This is a genomic window from Streptomyces sp. NPDC050085, from assembly GCF_044460595.1.
Classification (GTDB): Bacteria; Actinomycetota; Actinomycetes; order Streptomycetales; family Streptomycetaceae; genus Streptomyces.
This window is the reverse complement of record NZ_JBITJZ010000001.1, coordinates 508,618-528,107: the sequence shown is the minus strand read 5'-3', so window position 1 is coordinate 528,107 and position 19,490 is coordinate 508,618. Positions and strand designations below refer to the sequence as shown.

The window sequence follows — 19,490 nt, the reverse complement described above, 5'->3', positions numbered from 1 at the left end:
GTCATCGCCTCCCTGGGCCATCATTCGTTGGGAGTCCCAACGGTAACCCTTCTTTCGTTGGGGAGTCCAATGATTTCTCGCTAGACTGCCGACATGGAGACTCCGAGCACCATCCGCGATCTGCCCAGCTGGCTGCTCGGCCGCGCCGCCGCGCGCGGGCGTGGCCTCGTCGCGGACGCCCTCGCCGAGCAGGGGCTGAAGATGTGGCACCACGTCGTCCTGAGTGCGGTCGCCGACCTCGAGCCCGTGGCGCAGGCCGATCTGGTGCGGGGTGTGGGGCTCGACCCCAAGGACATGGTCGGCGTCCTCAACGACCTTCAGGACGCGGGACTTGTCGAGCGCGCGCCCGATCCCAAGGACCGGCGCAAGAACGCGGTGACCATCACCGGAGACGGCAGGCGCCTCGTCGAGCGCTGCGCCCGCGCGGCCCGTGCCGCGAACGACGAACTGCTCGCGCCCCTCGACGCCGCCGAGCGGAAGGTGTTCCTGGACATGGTCCGGCGGGTGTCGGGCATCCCGGAATGAGGTACCCGGGAACGTAGGGGCCCGGTCGGCGCAGGGGGCGCTCCCCGCCGGTCCGGGTCCCGCCGTCGTGCCGCGGGCGCCGGGGTCAGTGAGCGGCCGCGGCCCCCAGGGCGACCCGGTGCTCACCCGCGTACACGTTCATGGAGGTGCCCCGCAGGAAGCCGATCAGGGTCAGGCCCGTCTCGGCGGCCAGGTCGACGGCGAGGGACGAGGGGGCCGACACCGCCGCGAGCACCGGGATGCCCGCCATGACGGCCTTCTGCGCCAGCTCGAACGAGGCGCGCCCGGACACCAGCAGGACCGAGCGCGACAGCGGCAGGTCCCCGTTCTGCAGGGCGCGGCCGACGAGCTTGTCGACCGCGTTGTGCCGGCCCACGTCCTCCCGTATGTCGACGAGCCGCCCCGCCTCGTCGAACAGTGCCGCGGCGTGCAGGCCCCCGGTCCGGTCGAACACGCGCTGGGCCTCGCGCAGCCGGTCGGGGAGCGACGCGAGCAGTTCGGGTTCGAGCCGGACCGGGGGAGTGTCGGCGATCGGGAACCGGGCCGTGGTGCGCACCGCGTCGAGGCTCGCCTTGCCGCAGAGGCCGCACGAGGAGGTCGTATAGACGTTGCGCTCCAGCGTGATGTCGGGCATCACGACGTCCGGCGCCGTGCGCACGTCCACCACGTTGTACGTGTTCGAGCCTCGCCCAGCGCCTGAAGGGCCTGGGGGGACCTCCAGGGTCGCCCCCGCGCAGTACACGATGTTCTGCAGATCGGCGGCGGAGCCGAGCACTCCCTCGCTCACCAGGAAGCCCGCCGCGAGCGCGAAGTCGTCGCCCGGTGTGCGCATGGTGATGGCGAGCGGCTTGCCGTTCAGCCGGATCTCCAGGGGTTCCTCGGCGACGAGGGTGTCGGGGCGCTCCGAGACCTGGCCGCCCCTGATGCGGATCACCTTGCGTCGTTCGGTGACTCGTCCCATATCCGATCCGATCCGGTTCGTTCCGTCACTGTCCTGTGGAGTCACTGTCCTGTGGAGCCAGTGTCCTGTGGAGCCAGTGTCCTGTGGAGCCATTGTCCTGCGGGCGGTCCTGGACGCTGCAACCCCCCGGCGCCCCGATGGAATATTGTCTACAGTATGGGCGTTCTGCCGACAAGGCCTCGCCCGGCGTCTTCCCAACTCCCTTGTGGATCCCTACCGTTCGGGATCATGAGGCCCCCCGTCGCACCACCCGGCTGGTCCCGGTGGCTCGTCCCCCCTGCCGCGCTCTCGGTCCACCTCTCCATCGGCCAGGCCTACGCCTGGAGCGTCTTCAAACCGCCCCTCGAATCCGCCCTCGACCTGAGCGGCACGCAGAGCGCGCTGCCGTTCCAGCTCGGCATCGTGATGCTCGGCCTGTCCGCCGCGTTCGGCGGCACGCTCGTCGAGCGCAACGGTCCGCGCTGGGCGATGACCGTCGCCCTCGTCTGCTTCTCCTCGGGCTTCCTGCTCTCCGCGCTCGGTGCCGCCACCGAGCAGTACTGGCTGATCGTCCTTGGCTACGGCTTCGTCGGTGGCATCGGCCTGGGCATCGGTTACATCTCCCCGGTCTCCACCCTGATCAAGTGGTTCCCCGACAGGCCCGGCATGGCCACCGGCATCGCGATCATGGGCTTCGGCGGCGGCGCGCTCATCGCGTCACCGTGGAGCGCCCAGATGCTGGAGTCGTTCGGCGCCGACAGCGGGGGCATTGCGCTTGCGTTCCTGGTGCACGGACTCGTCTACGCCGTGTTCATGTCGCTGGGCGTGCTGCTGGTGCGGGTGCCGCGGGCCCCGGTGGCAGTGAAGGGGGCGGCGAAGGACGCGGGGACGCGGATGCCCGCGGCCGGCCCCCAGGTGTCGGCGAACCAGGCGATCCGCACCCCCCAGTTCTGGTGCCTCTGGCTCGTGCTCTGCATGAACGTCACGGCCGGGATCGGCATCCTGGAGAAGGCCGCCCCCATGATCACGGACTTCTTCGCCGACACCGGCACCCCGGTCTCGGTGTCCGCCGCGGCCGGATTCGTCGCCCTGCTCTCCGCCGCGAACATGGCCGGACGCATCGGCTGGTCCTCCACCTCCGACCTCATCGGCCGCAAGAACGTCTACCGCCTCTATCTCGGCGCCGGCGCCCTGATGTACCTCCTCATCGCGCTCTACGGAGACACCTCCAAGCCCCTCTTCGTCGTCTGCGCGCTCGTGATCCTCTCCTTCTACGGAGGCGGCTTCGCGACCGTACCCGCGTACCTGAAGGACCTGTTCGGCACCTACCAGGTGGGCGCCATCCACGGCCGGCTGCTCACCGCCTGGTCCACGGCCGGCGTGCTCGGCCCGCTCATCGTCAACCGGGTCGCCGACAGCCAGAAGGACGCCGGAAAGCACGGATCCGCCCTCTACGGGCTCTCGTTCGGCATCATGATCGGCCTGCTCGTCGTCGGCTTCGTGGCCAACGAACTCGTCCGGCCCGTCCACGCCCGCCACCACCACATCCCCGCCCCCAGGGAGACCAGCGATGACCTCGACCCCGCCCACGACCGTCAGCAGCCCGCCTAGGCGCCGCGGTCTGATCGCCGTCGCCTGGCTCTGGGTGGGGGCGCCGCTCGCCTACGGACTGTACGAACTGGTGCAAAAGGCCACCCAGCTGTTCACCGGGTGATCGGGTAGAACTCTCCAACCCGGGCCGCACAATCCTGTCGCTTTACGTCACCTCGTACTCGCCGGTCGCTGACCACACTGGGACGTCCGCAACGCGTACACGAGGGGACCTCCATGAACGGTTCGCGCATCGTCGGTATCGGCCACTACCAGCCCGCCAGGGTGCTCACGAACGAGGACCTGGCGGGCATGGTCGACACCAGCGACGAGTGGATCCGCTCCCGCGTCGGCATCCGCACCCGGCACATCGCGGGCCCCGACGAGCCGGTCGACGAACTCGCCGCGCACGCCGGTGCCAAGGCGCTGGCCGCCGCGGGCCTCACCGCCGACGCGATCGACCTCGTCATCGTCGCCACCTCCACCGCCGTGGACCGCTCCCCGAACACGGCCGCCCGCGTCGCCCACCGCCTGGGCGTTCCGTCCCCGGCGGCGCTCGACCTGAACGTCGTCTGCGCCGGGTTCACCCACGCCCTCGCCACCGCCGACCACACGCTGCGCGCGGGCGCCGCCACGCGTGCCCTCGTCATCGGCGCGGACAAGATGTCGGCCGTCACCGACTGGACCGACCGCTCCACCTGCGTGCTGACCGGGGACGGCGCGGGCGCCGTGGTCGTCGAGCCGTGCGCCGACGGCGAGGAGCCCGGCATCGGACCCGTCCTGTGGGGCTCGGTCCCGGAGATGGGCAACGCCGTACGCATCGAGGGCGAGCCCGCCCGCTTCGCGCAGGAGGGCCAGTCCGTGTACCGCTGGGCCACGCGCCAACTGCCGCCGCTGGCCCGCGAGGCGTGCGAGAAGGCGGGCCTCACCCCGGCCGACCTGGCCGCCGTCGTGCTCCACCAGGCCAACCTGCGCATCATCGAACCGCTCGCGGAGAAGATCGGCGCCGTGAACGCGGTGGTCGCGCGGGACGTGATCGAGTCCGGAAACACCTCGGCCGCGAGCGTCCCGATGGCCCTGTCCAAGCTGATCGAGCGCGGCGAGGTCGAGAGCGGTGCGCCCGCCCTGCTCTTCGGCTTCGGCGGGAACCTCTCGTACGCGGGTCAGGTCGTACGCTGCCCGTGACGCGCGGGGAGCACGGGGCACCCGGGATGTGACGAGGCCAACTGCCCCTGGCGGTGGCCATTGTGCTCGGTAGACTGTATTCCAAAGACAATTGAGAGATTGTGTTTCGGAATCGGCCTTCCGCATGCTCCGAGGCCCAGGAGGGGGACCGCGATGTTGTCCACAGGACTGCCGCAGGGGGCGGTGCCGAAGCTCGAACGCCCCGGACCGCTGCGCGAGCGTGTCTACGAGGCGTTGCTCGAACTCATCACGACCCGCGCCCTGCAGCCGGGACAGCACCTCGTCGAGAGCGAGCTGGCCGGACACCTCGGTGTCTCCCGCCAGCCGGTGCGCGAGGCGCTGCAGCGGCTCAACACCGAGGGCTGGGTGGACCTGCGCCCGGCGCAGGGCGCGTTCGTGCACGAGCCGACGGAGGAGGAGGCCGACCAACTCCTCACCGTCCGCACGCTGTTGGAGGCCGAGGCCGCCCGGCTCGCCGCGGCCAACGCGGGCAAGACCGGGATCACCGCCCTCGAGGAGCTCTGCGCGAAGGGCGAGAAGGCGGTCGCCGACGGGGACGTGGAGCTGGTGGTCGCGACCAACGCCGAGTTCCACGCGAAGGTCATGGAGCTCGCGGGCAACGTGGTCCTGGCCGAACTCGCCGGCCAGGTCGACCGCCGCGTGCGCTGGTACTACCAGCCGGTCGCCCGCCAGCGCGGCAAGCAGTCCTGGATCGAGCACCGCGAACTGATCACGGCGATCTCGGGGCGCGACGAGGCACGGGCCACGGCGGTGATGCGGGCGCACACGGAGCACACCCGCGAGACGTATCACCACCGCGACGACCGCGACTGACCGACGGGCCGGGTGAGACCGCCGGGCGGAGCGACCGACACGCCCTAGGGCTTCCACTCCGGGTCGCGGCCCGTGAACGCCAGCAGGCGGGCCGCGGCGCCCGCCTGCTCGGGGACCACCACGACCGGGGCGTACTTCTGGTAGTTGTCCCGGACGAAATCGACGAACTGGGTGACCGGTTCCTGCAGACCGGCCGCCAACTCGTCGGAGAGCGGCAGTTCCTGTCCGGTGGCACGGGCGATGTCCCAGGCGTGCACCGCCGCGTCGAGGGCGGCCAGGGCGGTGCCGAGCCGGGACGCCACGGTGCCGATCGGCGTGACCACTTCCTCGGCGTCCCGGCCGACGGACTCCCACGCGGCCGTGGCCACGTCCAGCACCTGCTCCAACTCGCCCACCGGATCGGGGCCGACCTCGTCCACCGGGGCGAACGGGTCGCCGCTCGGCGCGACGTCGGCGATCTGCATCACGAGCGCCTGCTGGTCGAGGCGCGCGTGGTTGAGCACCTGGCGCACCGTCCACTCGGTGCACGGCGTCGGCCGGTCCCAGCCGTCCGCCGGCACCCCGCGCACGGCGGCCCGCAGATACGCGTGCGCCTGCTCCATCAGCTCGTAGCCGTCGATCGGACTCATGGTTCCTCCCCCAAGTACGGCCTAGGCGGCCGGATCGAATGCGTGCACGTGCTCCTGGGCCCACTGCTCGAACGTGCGCGGCGCCCGGCCCGTGACCTTCTCCACCGTGTCCCGCACCGGTGACTCGTCCAGCGTCCCGTCCACGTAGAACCGGAAGAAGGCGTCCACGTACGCCTCGGGCATCCGCGCGGCGAAGTCGGCCCGCGCCTCCTCGTTCGTCAGGCCCTCGAACCGTAGCGGTCGCCCGAGCACCTCGGCGAGGATCCGGACACGGTCCGCCGGGGTGAGCGCCACGGGCCCGGACAGGGCGAGCGCCCGGCCGTCGTAGGGGCCCGGGGGTGCGAGCAGGACGCGGGCGGCGACCTCCCCGATGTCGTACGGGTCGAGCACCGCGGCCCGCACCTCGGGAAACGCGGCCCGCACCACGTCACCCTTCCTCAACTGGTCCGCCCACTCGAGGGTGTTGGACATGAAGGCACACGGCCTCAGGAACGTCCAGGCCAGTCCCGAGTCGCGCGCCGCGTCCTCCGACTCCATCATGTAGCCGGTGACGGCGTTGGTCCGCTCGCCGCCCGGGATGGAACCGCTCGACAGCAGCACGACCCGCCGCACCCCCGCCTCCCGGGCGTCGGCCAGGATCTGCCGCTGCCCGCCGTACCCCGGCAGCAGGAACAGCGCGTCGACGCCGGTCAGCGCGGACCGCACCGACTCCGGCCGGTTGAGGTCGCCGGCCGCCGCCTGCGCGCCCGGCGGCAGTCCCTCGGGCGATCCGGCCCGGCTGAGCGCCCGTACCGGCGCGCCCGTCGCGGCCACCGCGCGGACCACCTGCGCGCCGACGTTCCCCGTCGCACCCGTCACCAGAATCATGCGAACCCCCTGTCCGGCGCCTCACTCCGCGGGCGCGCTCGGGGACCAGCGTGCCTCAGCGGCCAGCATGATCACCAACGTGGCGACCAGAGCGAGGAGTTGGGCCAGCGCGGAGACGTGAACGCCGAGGAGCGCGGTCGCCGCCACCACTGGCACGGCCGCCGCCCGGAACCCCAGCGGGAACAGTCGCATCGTCGCCCGGAACGCCACGTCGCCCGCCAGGAACAGTGCCACGCCGCCGGAGAGTGCGAGCGCGGGGCCGGTGTGCAGGTGCTCGCCGATGTGGCCGAGCGACTTCTTGATGCCCGCGGCGAGGAAGGCGACACCGAGCAGCATCGGCAGGAACGCGTAGTAGTACGCGGTCATGGCCAGGCGGAAGCGGCGGTCGGGCGGGGTGGCCGCGAAGCGGTGCTCGGCGCCGCCCTCGTCGCGCACGAAGTACGTCCACCACAGGGCCCCGGCCAGGGCGAGCGCCAGGAAGACGCCCGTGCCCACGCTCACCGTGAACGGCAGGTCGCCGATGCCGACCCCGATCGCGATGACCGACTCGCCGAACGACACGATCAGCAGCAGCCCGTGCCGTTCGACGAAGTGACCGGGGTGCAAGCCGCCCAACTGGGCACGGAGTTCGGCGGGTGCCCGGCCCGAGCGGCGGGCCGGGCCCCGCTCCGCCAGGCGCGGCGTCACGAACTGCACCGCGATCGCGAGCACCCAAAGACCGTCGGACGTCAGCCCCGTGCACAGACCCGCGCCCGTGATGGCCAGCGCCGCAAGGGTGTTGGGCACCGCGTACCACAGGACGTCACTGCCGTGACTGCGCGTGTACAGCACGCTGTGCACGACGACGACCAGCACATAGCCGAGGCCGAAGACCACGCCCGCGTTCGCGTGCGGATCGAAGACGTGCGGGATCGACAGGGCGCAGATCAGGAACGCCGCCATGCCGAGCATCAGCAGCAGGCGCCGCGAGGGCCGGTCCGGCGGGACCTGGTTGGTGAGGTAGCCGTACGCCGAGTACATCCAGTACAGGACCATGAAGATCAGCACGACGCGGCCCGCGGTGGCCCACGACAGGTCGTGCGCGATCAGCACGGTCAGCTGGGTCAACGTATAGACGAAGACCAGGTCGAAGAAGAGCTCCAGCGTCGTGACCCGCTGGGTGACGGCGGGCCCGGACTCCTCGGGCTTCTGTGCGTGCGGTGCTGGTGCCGTCTCCGGCGTCATGTCGGACTACCCCCTGTGACGTGGCGCGTTGTCGCGGCGCACAGACTACGGTCCGCCCGCGCGACGGGCGGGGGAGCGTCTCGAGGAACGGTCTTTGTCCTGTGACGGGAGAAAGTCATGGGTAATTCCTGCGCAACTTCTTCCCACACCCGGCAGGCGCTGCTACGTTCCCCATCGAAAGAACGACCACTGGAGCCCGAAGAGGCGGGGAGGGGCACGTGAGACGCATGACGGCTCGACCCGCGAACGCGCACCAGGCGCGCTTGCTGCGACTGCTGCGCGACGGCGGTCCCAACTCCCGTGCCCAGCTGGGCGATCAGATCGATCTGTCCCGCTCCAAGCTGGCCGTCGAGGTGGACCGCCTCCTGGAGACCGGACTCGTGGTCGCCGACGGACTCGCCGCATCCCGCGGCGGCCGCCGCTCCCACAACATCCGGCTCGCCCCCGAACTCCGCTTCCTCGGCGTCGACATCGGCGCGACCTCGGTCGACGTCGCCGTCACCAACGCCGAGCTGGAGGTCCTCGGGCACATCACCCAGCCCATGGACGTCCGCGAGGGGCCGGTCGCGGTCTTCGAGCAAGTCCTCGCCATGGCAGCCAAGTTGAAGGCGTCCGGACTCGCCGAGGGGTTCGACGGAGCGGGCATCGGCGTGCCCGGTCCGGTCCGCTTCCCCGAAGGCGTCCCGGTCGCACCGCCGATCATGCCCGGCTGGGACGGCTTCCCGGTCCGCGAGGCGCTCAGTCAGGAACTGGGCTGCCCCGTCATGGTCGACAACGACGTGAACCTGATGGCGATGGGCGAGCAGCACGCGGGCGTCGCCCGCCAGGCGCGCGACTTCCTCTGCGTCAAGATCGGCACCGGCATCGGCTGCGGCATCGTCGTCGGCGGCGAGGTCTACCGCGGCACGACCGGTTCCGCGGGCGACATCGGGCACATCCAGGTCGAGCCCGACGGCAGGCAGTGCGCCTGCGGCAACAAGGGCTGCCTGGAGGCCTACTTCAGCGGCGCGGCACTCGCCCGTGACGCGGAGGAGGCCGCCCGCGACGGACGCTCCCCGGAACTCGCGGGGCGGCTCGAATCGGCCGGCAAGCTCAGCGCGGCCGACGTCGCGGTGGCCGCGGCCGCCGGTGACGGCACCTCCCTCGACCTGATCCGCGAGGGCGGCAACCGCACGGGACAGGTCATCGCGTCCCTCGTCAGCTTCTTCAACCCCGGCCTGGTCGTCATCGGCGGCGGTGTCACCGGCCTCGGCCACACGCTCCTCGCCGCCCTGCGCACCCAGGTCTACCGCCAGTCGCTGCCGCTCGCGACCGGCAATCTGCCCATCGTCCTGGGCGAGTTGGGCCCCACCGCCGGCGTCATCGGCGGCGCCCGCCTGATCAGCGACCACCTGTTCTCACCCGCGTAGGCACTGCCGCGGGATCAAGCACCTCTGCACAGCGCCCTGCTCTGCCCTGCCCTGAAACCGGTCCGCACCCGCTGCTAGGGGAACCGCCATGGCACCGTTGCCACCTTCGGCATCTTCGGCATCTTCGGCACCAGAACCACCGCTGCTCACCATGTCCGGCATCACCAAGTCGTTCCCCGGCGTACGCGCCCTCGACGGAGTGGACCTCGAGGTCCAGGCCGGTGAGGTGCACTGTCTGCTCGGCCAGAACGGAGCGGGCAAGTCCACGCTCATCAAGGTCCTCGCCGGCGCCCACCAGCCCGACGAGGGTGCCATCACCTGGCGCTCGGAGCCGGTCACCCTGCGCTCGCCGATCGCCGCGATGCGCCTCGGCATCGCCACCATCTACCAGGAACTCGACCTGGTCGAGGGCCTGTCGGTGGCCGAGAACGTGTTCCTCGGGCACGAGCCGACCGCCGCCGGTTTCGTCGTACGAGGACGGGACGCCAAGGCGGCAACTGCCGCACTGCTCAAGCGACTTGGGCACGGGGAGATCGACCCCGGCACCCTGGTCGGCGACCTCTCCGCGGCCGGGCAGCAGATCGTCTCGATGGCCCGGGCCCTCTCCCACGACGTACGCCTCATCGTCATGGACGAGCCGTCCGCGGCCCTCGACCCCGACGAGGTCGACAACCTCTTCCGGATCGTCGCGAACCTCACCGCGGACGGCGTGGCGGTCGTCTACATCTCGCACCGCCTGGAGGAGATCCGCCGCATCGGCGACCGCGTCACCCTCCTCAAGGACGGCCGGGCCGTGGCCGGGGGACTGCCCGCGAAGGACACGCCGACGCGGGACGTGGTGGCGCTGATGACGGGCCGCAACGTCGAGTACGTCTTCCCCGACCGCCCGGCGCCGGCGATCGCGAACAAGACACCGGCGCCGGTCCTCTCCGTGCAAAACCTGTCCCGCCAGGGCGAGTTCGAGCCACTCGACCTCGAAGTCCGCCCCGGCGAAATCGTCGGCCTGGCGGGACTCGTCGGCTCGGGCCGCTCCGAGATCCTGGAGACGATCTACGGCGCGCGGAAACCGACGACCGGTCAGGTCGCCGTCGAGGGAAAGGTGTTGCGCCCCGGCAGCGTGCGCTCCGCGGTCCGCGCCGGCCTCGGCCTCGCGCCCGAGGAACGCAAGGCGCAGGGCCTGCTGATGCTGGAGTCGGTCACGCGCAACGTCTCCGTCTCCTCCATGTCCCGCTTCTCGTACGGCGGTTGGGTGGACCGGCGCCGCGAGGGCGCGGCCGCGCTGAAGGCCACGCGGGAGCTCTCGCTGCGCCCCGACAACCCGTCCGCGCCCGTGCGCACCCTCTCCGGCGGCAACCAGCAGAAGGCCGTCCTGGCCCGCTGGCTGCTGCGCGGCTGCAAGGTCCTGCTCCTGGACGAGCCGACCCGGGGCGTCGACGTCGGCGCCCGCGCCGAGCTCTACGCGGTCATCCGCCGCCTCGCCGACGAGGGCCTCGCCGTCCTCCTGGTCTCCAGCGAGGTCCCCGAGGTCCTGGGCCTCGCGGACCGCGTCCTGGTCCTCAGGGAAGGCCGCATCGTCCACGAGGCCCCGGCCACGTCCCTGACGGAACACCGAGTCCTGGACCTGGTCATGGAAGGAACCCCGACGTGAGAGCCCCGGCCAGGGGCGAGATCAGCCTCGTCTGGGGCGCGGGGAACTGCGTGCTCAGCCACGTACAACGCGCACCCGACACACCACATCCGCTCCACGGCGAGTGGTCGACCAGCACACCAGCCCCGCAGAACAGTGACCCCCGCCCAGAAGGGACCCCGGCGACATGACGCAGCCCGCCACACCCACCCGCCCGGCGGAGCCCAAGCGCGCCGCGGCCCCCAGAACCCCCAAGGCCGTCCGCCTGGACGTCCGCACGCTCTCCCTGCTCGGCGTCCTCGTCGCCCTGGTCGTCATCGGCGGCATCACCCAGCCCGACTCCTTCCTGGACACCGACAACGTCCAGCTCATCCTGACCCAGGCGTCCGTCATCGGCGTCGTCACCGTCGGCATGACCTTCGTGATCATCTCCGGCGGCATCGACCTCTCCGTGGGCGCGATCGTCGCCCTGGCCAGCTGTTGGGCCACCACGGTGGCGACACAGGAGTACGGGTTCGTCGGCATCCTGTTCACCGCGGTCGTCGTCGGCGTCGCCTGCGGTCTCGTCAACGGCGTCCTCATCGCGTACGGCGGCATGGTCCCGTTCATCGCCACCCTCGCGATGCTCGCCTCGGGCCGCGGTCTCGCCCTGCACCTGACCGACGGCAAGACCCAAGTGGTCACCGTGGACTCGGTGTTGAAGCTCGGTGAGCGACCCTCCTACGTCCTCGGCATCCCGCCCCTGGTCCTCGTCTTCGCCGCGGTCACGATCATCGGCTGGCTGGTGCTGAACCGCACCACGTTCGGCCGCCGCTCCGTCGCCGTCGGCGGCAACGCGGAAGCCGCCCGGCTCGCCGGCATCGACGTACGCCGGCAGCGGCTCTACCTGTACCTGCTGTCGGGCCTGTGCTGCGGCATCGCCGCGTTCCTGCTGATCGTCCTCGCGGGATCCGGCCAGAACACCAACGGCAACCTGTACGAACTCGATGCCATCGCCGCCGCCATCATCGGCGGCACCCTGCTCACCGGCGGCCGCGGCACCATCGTCGGCTCGGTCCTCGGCGTCCTGATCTTCACCACGATCCAGAACATCTTCTCGCTGAACAACCTGCAGAGCGACGTCCAGCAGATCGCCAAGGGCGCGATCATCGTGGCGGCGGTCCTGGTCCAGCGACGCACGGCCAACTCCACCTCCTGACCCGCGCACCTCCTGACCAGCGAACCTCCTGACCCGCGAAGGGACGACGCCATGCCAGAGTCGACAAGCGTCACGAGCCGCAGAAACATCCTGTTCGGCGCGGCCGCCGCCGTGACCACGGGCGGCCTGCTCACGGCCTGCACCAGCAACGAGCCCAGCGACAAGGGCGACAGCAGCAAGGCCGCCGACCAGCCGGTCGCCGACGACAAGAAGGGCAAGCCGGTCACCATCGGCTTCGCCGGACCGCAGGCCGACCACGGCTGGCTCAACGCCATCAACGACAACGCCAAGGCGCGGGCGAAGAAGTACTCCGACGTCACCCTCGAGACGACGGAGGGCTCGAACGACGTCGCCGCGCAGATCGGCCAGGTCGAGACGCTCATCAACAAGAAGGTCGACGTCCTCGTCATCCTGCCCGCCGACGGCAAGGCGCTGACCCAGGTCGGCCTGAAGGCGATGCGTGCCGGGATACCCGTCGTGAACCTCGACCGCATCTTCAACACCCCGCAGGCGTACCGGTGTTGGATCGGCGGCGACAACTACGGCATGGGGCTCAATGCCGGCAACTACATCGGCGAGAAGCTCAAGGACAAGAAGAACGCGAAGGTCATCGAGCTCGCCGGCATCGACAACCTCGAGCTGACCAAGCAGCGCACGCAGGGCTTCGACGACGCCCTGAAGAACTTCCCCAACATCGAGAAGGTGGCCCGCCAGGCCGCCGACTTCACCGTCGAGTCGGGACAGGCCAAGATGTCCCAACTCCTGCAGGCGCAGAAGAACTTCGACGCCCTGTGGAACCACGACGACGACCAGGGGGTCGGCGCCCTGCGCGCCATCAAGCAGGCGGGCCGCGACGGCTTCCTGATGGTCGGCGGCGCCGGCGCCCTCTCCGCGATGCAGGCCATCGAGGCCGACAACAGCGTCCTGAAGGCCACCGTCCTGTACCCGCCGACCATGGCCGCCTCCGCGATCGACCTGGCCCGCGCGCTCGGCCAGGGCAAGGGGATCGGCGGCATGGCCGAGTTCGAGATCCCCTCCCAGGTCACCCTCTACTCGGCCGTCGTCGACAAGGACAACGTCAGCCAGTACCTGCCCACCGGCTTCAAGTGACCGGCGCGGGCACGAGGCACCTGGCGATCACCGCGTGGACGAGGAGGACTTCCGCATGGCAGGCAGCAGCACGGGCACGACGTCTCGGGAATCGGGCGGCGGCGACAACGACGGAGAAGTGAAGCCGAGGCCCGTCCTGGGCGTGGGCATGGTCGGCTACGCGTTCATGGGCGCCGCCCACTCGCAGGGGTGGCGCACCGTGGGCCGGGCCTTCGACCTGCCGCTCACGCCCCGGCTCGCCGCGGTCTGCGGCCGGGACGGAGCGGCCGTGCGCGCGGCGGCCGACCGGCTCGGCTGGGCCGCGGCCGAGACCGACTGGCGGGCCCTGATCGCCCGCGACGACGTCGATCTCGTCGACATCTGCACGCCGGGAGACAGCCACGCCGAGATCGCCATCGCGGCCCTCGAGGCGGGCAAGCACGTGCTGTGCGAGAAGCCCCTCGCGAACTCGGTGGAGGAGGCCGAGGCGATGACCGAGGTCGCCGAACGGGCCGCGGAGCGCGGGCAGTTGGCGATGACCGGGTTCAACTACCGGCGCGTCCCCGCCATGGCCCTGGCCCGCCGGATGGTCGCGGAGGGCCGCGTCGGCACCCTGCGGCACGTGCGCGTCACGTACCTCCAGGACTGGCTCGTCGACCCGTCGTTCCCGCTGACCTGGCGCCTGCAGAAGCCGTACGCGGGCTCGGGCGCGCTCGGCGACCTGGGCGCGCACGCCGTCGACCTCGCCCAGTTCGTGGCGGGCGAGCCGGTGGCGGGCGTCTCCGCGCTCACCGAGACGTTCGTCCGCGAACGCCCGCTGCTCGACGGCGCCTCCTCGGGCCTGTCGTCGGCCGGGGCAGGGGAGCGGGGCGTCGGTCAGGTCACCGTCGACGACGCGGCCCTGTTCACCGGCCGCTTCGCCTCCGGCGCGCTCGCCTCCTTCGAGGCGACCCGGTTCGCGACCGGCCGCAAGAACGCCCTGAAGCTCGAACTCAACGGCGAGCGCGGCTCGTTGGCCTTCGACCTGGAGCGCCTCAACGAGCTCTACTTCCACGACCACACCGAGCCGGGCGTCAGCGCGGGCTTCCGCCGCATCCTCGTCACCGAACCCGACCACCCGTACCTGGAGGCGTGGTGGCCGCCGGGCCACGGCCTCGGCTACGAGCACACGTTCACCCACCAGGCCCGCGACCTGGTGCACGCCATCGCCGAACGCACCACGCCCAGCCCGTCGTTCGCCGACGGACTGCAGGTGCAGCGCGTCCTCGCGGCCGTCGAGGAGAGCGCGGCGAAGAACTCCGTGTACACCCCAGTCCAGGCTTGAGGAGGCTTGTCACCGTGCCACGCCAGTTCACCCTGTTCACCGGACAATGGGCGGACCTCCCGCTCGAAGAGGTCTGCCGCCTGGCCCGCGACTTCGGCTACGACGGCCTCGAACTCGCCTGCTGGGGCGACCACTTCGAGGTCGACAAGGCCCTCGCCGACCCCGCGTACGTGAAGGGGCGCCACGCCCTGCTCGACAAGTACGGGCTCACGTGCCTCGCGATCTCCAACCACCTGGTCGGCCAGGCCGTCTGCGACGCCATCATCGACGAGCGCCACGAGGCGATCCTGCCCGCCCGCATCTGGGGCGACGGCGAGGCCGAGGGCGTACGGCAGCGGGCCGCGGCCGAGATCGCGGACACGGCCCGTGCGGCCGCGGCCTTCGGCGTCGACACCGTCATCGGCTTCACCGGCTCGTCCATCTGGCACCTCGTCGCCATGTTCCCGCCGGCTCCCGAGTCGATGATCGAGCGCGGCTACCAGGACTTCGCGGACCGCTGGAACCCCATCCTCGACGTCTTCGACGCGGAGGGGGTGCGCTTCGCGCACGAAGTGCACCCGAGCGAGATCGCGTACGACTACTGGACAACGCACAAGGCGCTGGCGGCAGTTGACCACCGGCCCGCCTTCGGCCTCAACTTCGACCCGTCCCACTTCGTGTGGCAGGACCTCGACCCCGTCGGGTTCCTGTGGGACTTCCGCGACCGGATCTACCACGTCGACTGCAAGGAGGCGCGCAAGCGCCTCGACGGCCGCAACGGGCGCCTCGGCTCCCACCTGCCGTGGGGCGACCCGCGCCGCGGCTGGGACTTCGTCTCCGCGGGCCACGGCGACGTGCCCTGGGAGGACGTCTTCCGGATGCTGCGCTCGATCGACTACCAGGGTCCGATCTCGGTGGAGTGGGAGGACGCCGGCATGGACCGCCTGCAGGGCGCTCCCGAGGCGCTGCGGAGCCTGAAGCAATTCGACTTCGAGCCGCCCACGTCGTCCTTCGACGCCGCTTTCAGCAGCTGACCTCGGCGGACACGCCCCAGGTCGACCCGCAGCGCTGCGCGACCCGACCGTGCCCCCGTCGTGGTCGCGCAGTCGCTGAGCCCTGCCCGGAAACCGTCTTTGTCCACGCGCAGGAGAAAGCTCAACTACTCGGCGCACAAGGGGTATCCGGGTCGGACAAACGGAGTTAGCTTCGTTGTCACATGCACGACACAAACCTCCGGGGTGACGGCGCACCCCGGCGCCCGCAGGCACCGCACGTCTATGCACCCACCCCGTACGGCCCACCCCGTTCCCGGAGGGACCTTCGTGCACAGCAACAGAGACAGAAGCAGCAGTAACAGAAGCAGCAGAACCAGAGCCCATCCCACCCGTCGCTCCCGGCTCCGCACGACACTCGCCCTGCTCACCGGCGGCCTGCTCGTCAGCTCCTCGCTGGCGCTGTCGCTGCCGGGCACGGCCAGTGCCCACCCCGAGCCCGACGGGCCCGCCGCCGCAGCGGACTTCCAGCAGGTCACCCTCGCCAAGGGCGCGGACGAGACCGGCGAGCCGATGTCCCTGGCCGTCCTCCCGGACCGCAGCGTCCTGCACACCTCCCGCGACGGCACGCTGCGCCTGACCGACGCGGGCGGCAACACCTCCGTCGCCGGCAAGCTCGACGTGTACAACCACGACGAGGAGGGCCTGCAGGGCGTCGGCATCGACCCCGGCTTCAAGGACAACCGCTTCATCTACCTCTACTACGCGCCGCCGCTGAACACCCCGGCCGGTGACGCCCCGGAGAACGGCACCGCCGCCGACTTCGCCAAGTTCGACGGTGTGAACCGCCTGGCCCGCTTCGTCCTCAAGGCCGACGGCACCCTCGACAAGGCCAGCGAGAAGAACGTCCTCGAGGTCAAGACGTCCCGCGGCACCTGCTGCCACGTCGGCGGCGACATCGACTTCGACGCCGACGGCAACCTGTACCTGTCGACCGGCGACGACACGAACCCCTTCGCCTCCGACGGCTACACGCCGATCGACGAGCGGGCCGACCGCAACCCCGCCTTCGACGCCCAGCGCAGCGCGGGCAACACCAACGACCTGCGCGGCAAGGTGCTCCGCATCAAGGTCAAGGCCGACGGGACGTACGACATCCCGGCCGGCAACCTCTTCGCCCCGGGCACCGAGAAGACCCGTCCCGAGATCTACGCGATGGGCTTCCGCAACCCGTTCCGCATCAGCGTCGACAAGCCGACCGGCACCGTGTACGTAGGTGACTACGGGCCCGACGCGGGCGCGGCCGACCCGAAGCGCGGACCCGGCGGACAGGTCGAGTTCGCCAAGATCACCAAGGCGGGCAACTTCGGCTGGCCGTACTGCACCGGCAAGAACGACGCCTACGTCGACTACGACTTCGCCACCAAGGCCTCCGGCGCGTCCTTCGACTGCAACGCGCCGAAGAACGAGTCCCCGAACAACACCGGCATCACCGACCTGCCCGCGGCCCAGCCCGCCTGGATCCCGTACGACGGCGGCAGCGTGCCCGAGTTCGGCACCGGCTCCGAGTCGCCGATGGCCATGCCGGTCTACCGCTACGACGCGAACCTCGACTCCCCGGTGAAGTTCCCCGAGGAGTACGACGGGAACTTCTTCGCCGGCGAGTTCGGCCGCCAGTGGATCAAGCGGATCGAGCAGGACGCCTCCGGCAACGTCACGAAGATCAACGACTTCCCGTGGTCCGGCACCCAGGTCATGGACAGCGCCTTCGGCCCCGACGGCGCCCTGTACGTCCTCGACTACGGCCTCTCCTGGTTCGGCGGCGACGAGAACTCGGCGCTGTACCGCATCGAGAACGCGACCGGCGGACACTCCCCGGTCGTCGAGGCCAAGGCCACCAGGACGTCCGGCCAGTCGCCGCTGAGCACCAGGTTCACCGCGACCGGTACCGACGCCGACAACGACCCCATCACGTACAGCTGGGACTTCGGCGACGGGACCAAGGGCACCGGCGCGAACCCCAGCCACACGTACCGCAAGGACGGCACGTACGTGGTGACCGTCACGGGGGACGACGGCACCGGGCGCACCGGCTCCGCGAACGTCCGCGTCGTCGTCGGCAACACCGCGCCGAGCGTGAAGTTCCTCTCCCCGCCGAACGGTTCGGTGTTCAAGTTCGGTGACACCATCCCGTTCAAGGTGTCCGTGACCGATCCGGAGGACGGCACGATCGACTGCTCCAAGGTCACCGTGCGCTACCTCCTCGGCCATGACCACCACGCCCACGCGATCACCTCGGCCAACGGCTGCGAAGGCACCATCACCGCACCCGCCGACGCCGAGCACGACCCGAACGCCAACATCTACGGCGTGCTCGACGCCGAGTACACCGACGGCGGCGGGGGCGGCCAGGCGCCGCTCACCACCCACGCCTCGGTCCAGCTCCAGCCGCGCCACCGCCAGGCCGAGCACTACACGGCGCAGCAGGGCATCTCGCAGATCAGCAAGCCCCAGGCCAACGGCGGCAAGACCGTCGGCGACATCAACGACGGTGACTGGATCTCCTTCACCCCGTACAACCTCACCGGAGCCAACAAGCTCACCGCCCGGATCTCCTCCGGCGGCGCGGGCGGCTTCCTCGAGGTGCGCACCGGCTCGGCGACCGGACCCCTCCTCGGCTCCACCACGGTCCCCGTGACCGGCAGCTGGGAGACCTTCCAGAACGTCGACGTGCCCCTGCGGGGCGTGCCCAAGAAGACCACCGACCTGTACCTCGTCTTCAAGGGCGGTGACGGCGCCCTCTACGACGTCGACGACTTCGAGATCACCGGCGACGCCCCCGTGAAGGACGCCAAGCGGGTCCTCGTCTTCTCCAAGACGGCCGGCTTCCGCCACGACGCCATCCCGGACGGCATCGCCGCCCTGAAGGAACTCGGCACGACCAGCAACATCACCGTCGACGCCACCGAGTCCGCCGACCAGTTCACCACCAACAACCTGGCGCGCTACGACGCGGTGGTCTTCCTGTCCACCACCGGTGACGTCCTCAACGACACCCAGCAGAAGGCGTTCGAGGACTTCATCGCCAAGGGCGGCGGCTACATGGGCATCCACGCCGCCGCCGACACCGAGTACGACTGGCCGTACTACGGCGGCCTCGTCGGCGCCTACTTCGACTCGCACCCGGCCATCCAGAAGGCCACCGTCCGCGTCGAGGACCACGCCAACCCGGCCACCGCCCACCTCGGCGACACCTGGGAGAAGACCGACGAGCTGTACAACTACCGCACCAACCCGCGCGACAAGGTGCACGTCCTCGCCACGCTCGACGAGACGACCTACCAGGGCGGGAACATGAAGGGCGACCACCCGATCGCCTGGTGCCAGAGCTACGGCGGCGGCCGCTCCTTCTACACCGGCCTCGGCCACACCAAGGAGTCCTACGCGGACGCCGCCTACCGCACCCACCTGCTCGGCGGACTGAAGTACGCCACAGGGCAGGAGAACGCCAACTGCAAGCCGAACAAGGACTACCGGCCCATCTTCAACGGCCAGTCCCTGGACGGCTGGAAGCAGGCAGGACCCGGCCGGTTCAACGTCAAGGACGGCACGCTGGAGTCCGAGGGCGGCATGGGCCTGCTCTGGTACCAGGCCAAGGAGCTCACGTCGTACTCCCTGAAGCTCGACTGGAAGATGCAGGGCGACGACAACTCCGGTGTCTTCGTGGGCTTCCCGGCCTCCGACGACCCCTGGTCCGCGGTGAACAAGGGCTACGAGATCCAGATCGACGCCACCGACGCACCCGACCGCACCACCGGCTCGGTGTACACGTTCAAGGCGGCGAACATCAAGGCCCGTGACGCGGTCCTGCGCCCGCCGGGCCAGTGGAACTCCTACGAGATCAAGGTCCAGGGCGAACGCCTCCAGGTGTTCCTCAACGGAGTCAAGATCAACGACTTCACCAACAAGGACCCCGAGCGGAGCCTGACCGACGGCTACATCGGCATCCAGAACCACGGCGCCGACGACCAGGTCTCCTACCGCAACATCCAGCTCAAGGAACTGCCCAGCTAGGGCA

16 protein-coding genes are annotated in these 19,490 nt (G+C 70.5%); 12 read left to right on the top strand and 4 right to left on the bottom strand.

Annotation, left to right across the window (positions count from 1 at the left end; all coding sequences use genetic code 11):
• Positions 1-93: 93 nt before the first annotated feature.
• Positions 94-525, top strand: a complete 432-nt coding sequence (locus ACIBUY_RS02155; RefSeq protein ID WP_365578923.1) for a MarR family winged helix-turn-helix transcriptional regulator — start codon at positions 94-96, stop codon at positions 523-525.
• Positions 526-610: 85 nt separating this feature from the next.
• On the opposite strand, the gene fdhD is transcribed toward ACIBUY_RS02155, so the two are convergent.
• A complete protein-coding gene (gene fdhD, locus ACIBUY_RS02150; protein WP_399151442.1) occupies positions 611-1,486 on the bottom strand; it encodes a formate dehydrogenase accessory sulfurtransferase FdhD in 876 nt (291 codons plus the stop codon).
• A gap of 228 nt (positions 1,487-1,714) precedes the next feature.
• On the opposite strand from fdhD, the gene ACIBUY_RS02145 reads away from it, so the two are divergent.
• The 4 genes from ACIBUY_RS02145 to ACIBUY_RS02130 all read left to right on the top strand — a co-directional run bounded on the left by ACIBUY_RS02145 (position 1,715) and on the right by ACIBUY_RS02130 (position 5,074).
• Positions 1,715-3,076: an OFA family MFS transporter gene (locus ACIBUY_RS02145; protein ID WP_365578919.1), complete on the top strand. Its 1,362-nt coding sequence runs from the start codon at positions 1,715-1,717 to the stop codon at positions 3,074-3,076.
• A complete protein-coding gene (locus tag ACIBUY_RS02140) occupies positions 3,036-3,179 on the top strand; it encodes a hypothetical protein (RefSeq protein WP_365578917.1) in 144 nt (47 codons plus the stop codon). The genes ACIBUY_RS02145 and ACIBUY_RS02140 overlap by 41 nt, the downstream gene beginning before the upstream one ends.
• Positions 3,180-3,292: 113 nt before the next feature.
• Positions 3,293-4,240, top strand: a complete 948-nt coding sequence (locus ACIBUY_RS02135) for a beta-ketoacyl-ACP synthase III (RefSeq protein WP_365578915.1) — start codon at positions 3,293-3,295, stop codon at positions 4,238-4,240.
• A gap of 153 nt (positions 4,241-4,393) precedes the next feature.
• Positions 4,394-5,074, top strand: a complete 681-nt coding sequence (locus ACIBUY_RS02130; protein WP_365578913.1) for a GntR family transcriptional regulator — start codon at positions 4,394-4,396, stop codon at positions 5,072-5,074.
• Between the two features lie 44 nt (positions 5,075-5,118).
• Here ACIBUY_RS02130 and ACIBUY_RS02125 read toward each other — a convergent pair whose 3' ends face one another.
• The 3 genes from ACIBUY_RS02125 to ACIBUY_RS02115 are packed head-to-tail and all read right to left on the bottom strand — an operon-like array spanning position 5,119 to position 7,794.
• Positions 5,119-5,703 carry a TIGR03086 family metal-binding protein gene (locus ACIBUY_RS02125; protein WP_365579402.1) on the bottom strand — a complete coding sequence of 195 codons (585 nt, stop codon included), beginning with the start codon at positions 5,701-5,703 and terminating at the stop codon, positions 5,119-5,121.
• Between the two features lie 21 nt (positions 5,704-5,724).
• Positions 5,725-6,570 carry an NAD(P)H-binding protein gene (locus ACIBUY_RS02120; protein WP_399151441.1) on the bottom strand — a complete coding sequence of 282 codons (846 nt, stop codon included), beginning with the start codon at positions 6,568-6,570 and terminating at the stop codon, positions 5,725-5,727.
• Between the two features lie 21 nt (positions 6,571-6,591).
• On the bottom strand, positions 6,592-7,794 hold the full coding sequence (locus ACIBUY_RS02115) for a low temperature requirement protein A (protein ID WP_365579406.1): 1,203 nt from the start codon (positions 7,792-7,794) through the stop codon (positions 6,592-6,594).
• A gap of 227 nt (positions 7,795-8,021) precedes the next feature.
• Here ACIBUY_RS02115 and ACIBUY_RS02110 point away from each other — a divergent pair, with 227 nt between their 5' ends.
• The 7 genes from ACIBUY_RS02110 to ACIBUY_RS02080 all read left to right on the top strand — a co-directional run bounded on the left by ACIBUY_RS02110 (position 8,022) and on the right by ACIBUY_RS02080 (position 19,486).
• Positions 8,022-9,203, top strand: coding sequence for an ROK family transcriptional regulator (locus ACIBUY_RS02110; protein ID WP_365579408.1), 1,182 nt, complete (start codon positions 8,022-8,024; stop codon positions 9,201-9,203).
• Between the two features lie 151 nt (positions 9,204-9,354).
• A complete protein-coding gene (locus ACIBUY_RS02105) occupies positions 9,355-10,851 on the top strand; it encodes a sugar ABC transporter ATP-binding protein (RefSeq protein WP_399151440.1) in 1,497 nt (498 codons plus the stop codon).
• A gap of 166 nt (positions 10,852-11,017) precedes the next feature.
• Positions 11,018-12,028: an ABC transporter permease gene (locus tag ACIBUY_RS02100; RefSeq protein WP_365579412.1), complete on the top strand. Its 1,011-nt coding sequence runs from the start codon at positions 11,018-11,020 to the stop codon at positions 12,026-12,028.
• A 51-nt stretch (positions 12,029-12,079) separates the two neighbouring features.
• Entirely contained in the window at positions 12,080-13,138 is a 1,059-nt protein-coding gene (locus ACIBUY_RS02095; protein WP_365579414.1) for a substrate-binding domain-containing protein, read from the top strand.
• Positions 13,139-13,193: 55 nt separating this feature from the next.
• Entirely contained in the window at positions 13,194-14,441 is a 1,248-nt protein-coding gene (locus tag ACIBUY_RS02090) for a Gfo/Idh/MocA family protein (RefSeq protein WP_399151439.1), read from the top strand.
• A gap of 14 nt (positions 14,442-14,455) precedes the next feature.
• Entirely contained in the window at positions 14,456-15,454 is a 999-nt protein-coding gene (locus ACIBUY_RS02085; RefSeq protein WP_399151438.1) for a sugar phosphate isomerase/epimerase family protein, read from the top strand.
• A 204-nt stretch (positions 15,455-15,658) separates the two neighbouring features.
• The gene (locus ACIBUY_RS02080) at positions 15,659-19,486 is read left to right on the top strand and encodes a ThuA domain-containing protein (protein WP_399151437.1); all 3,828 of its coding nucleotides are present in this window, start codon (positions 15,659-15,661) and stop codon (positions 19,484-19,486) included.
• The last annotated feature ends 4 nt before the right edge of the window (positions 19,487-19,490 follow it).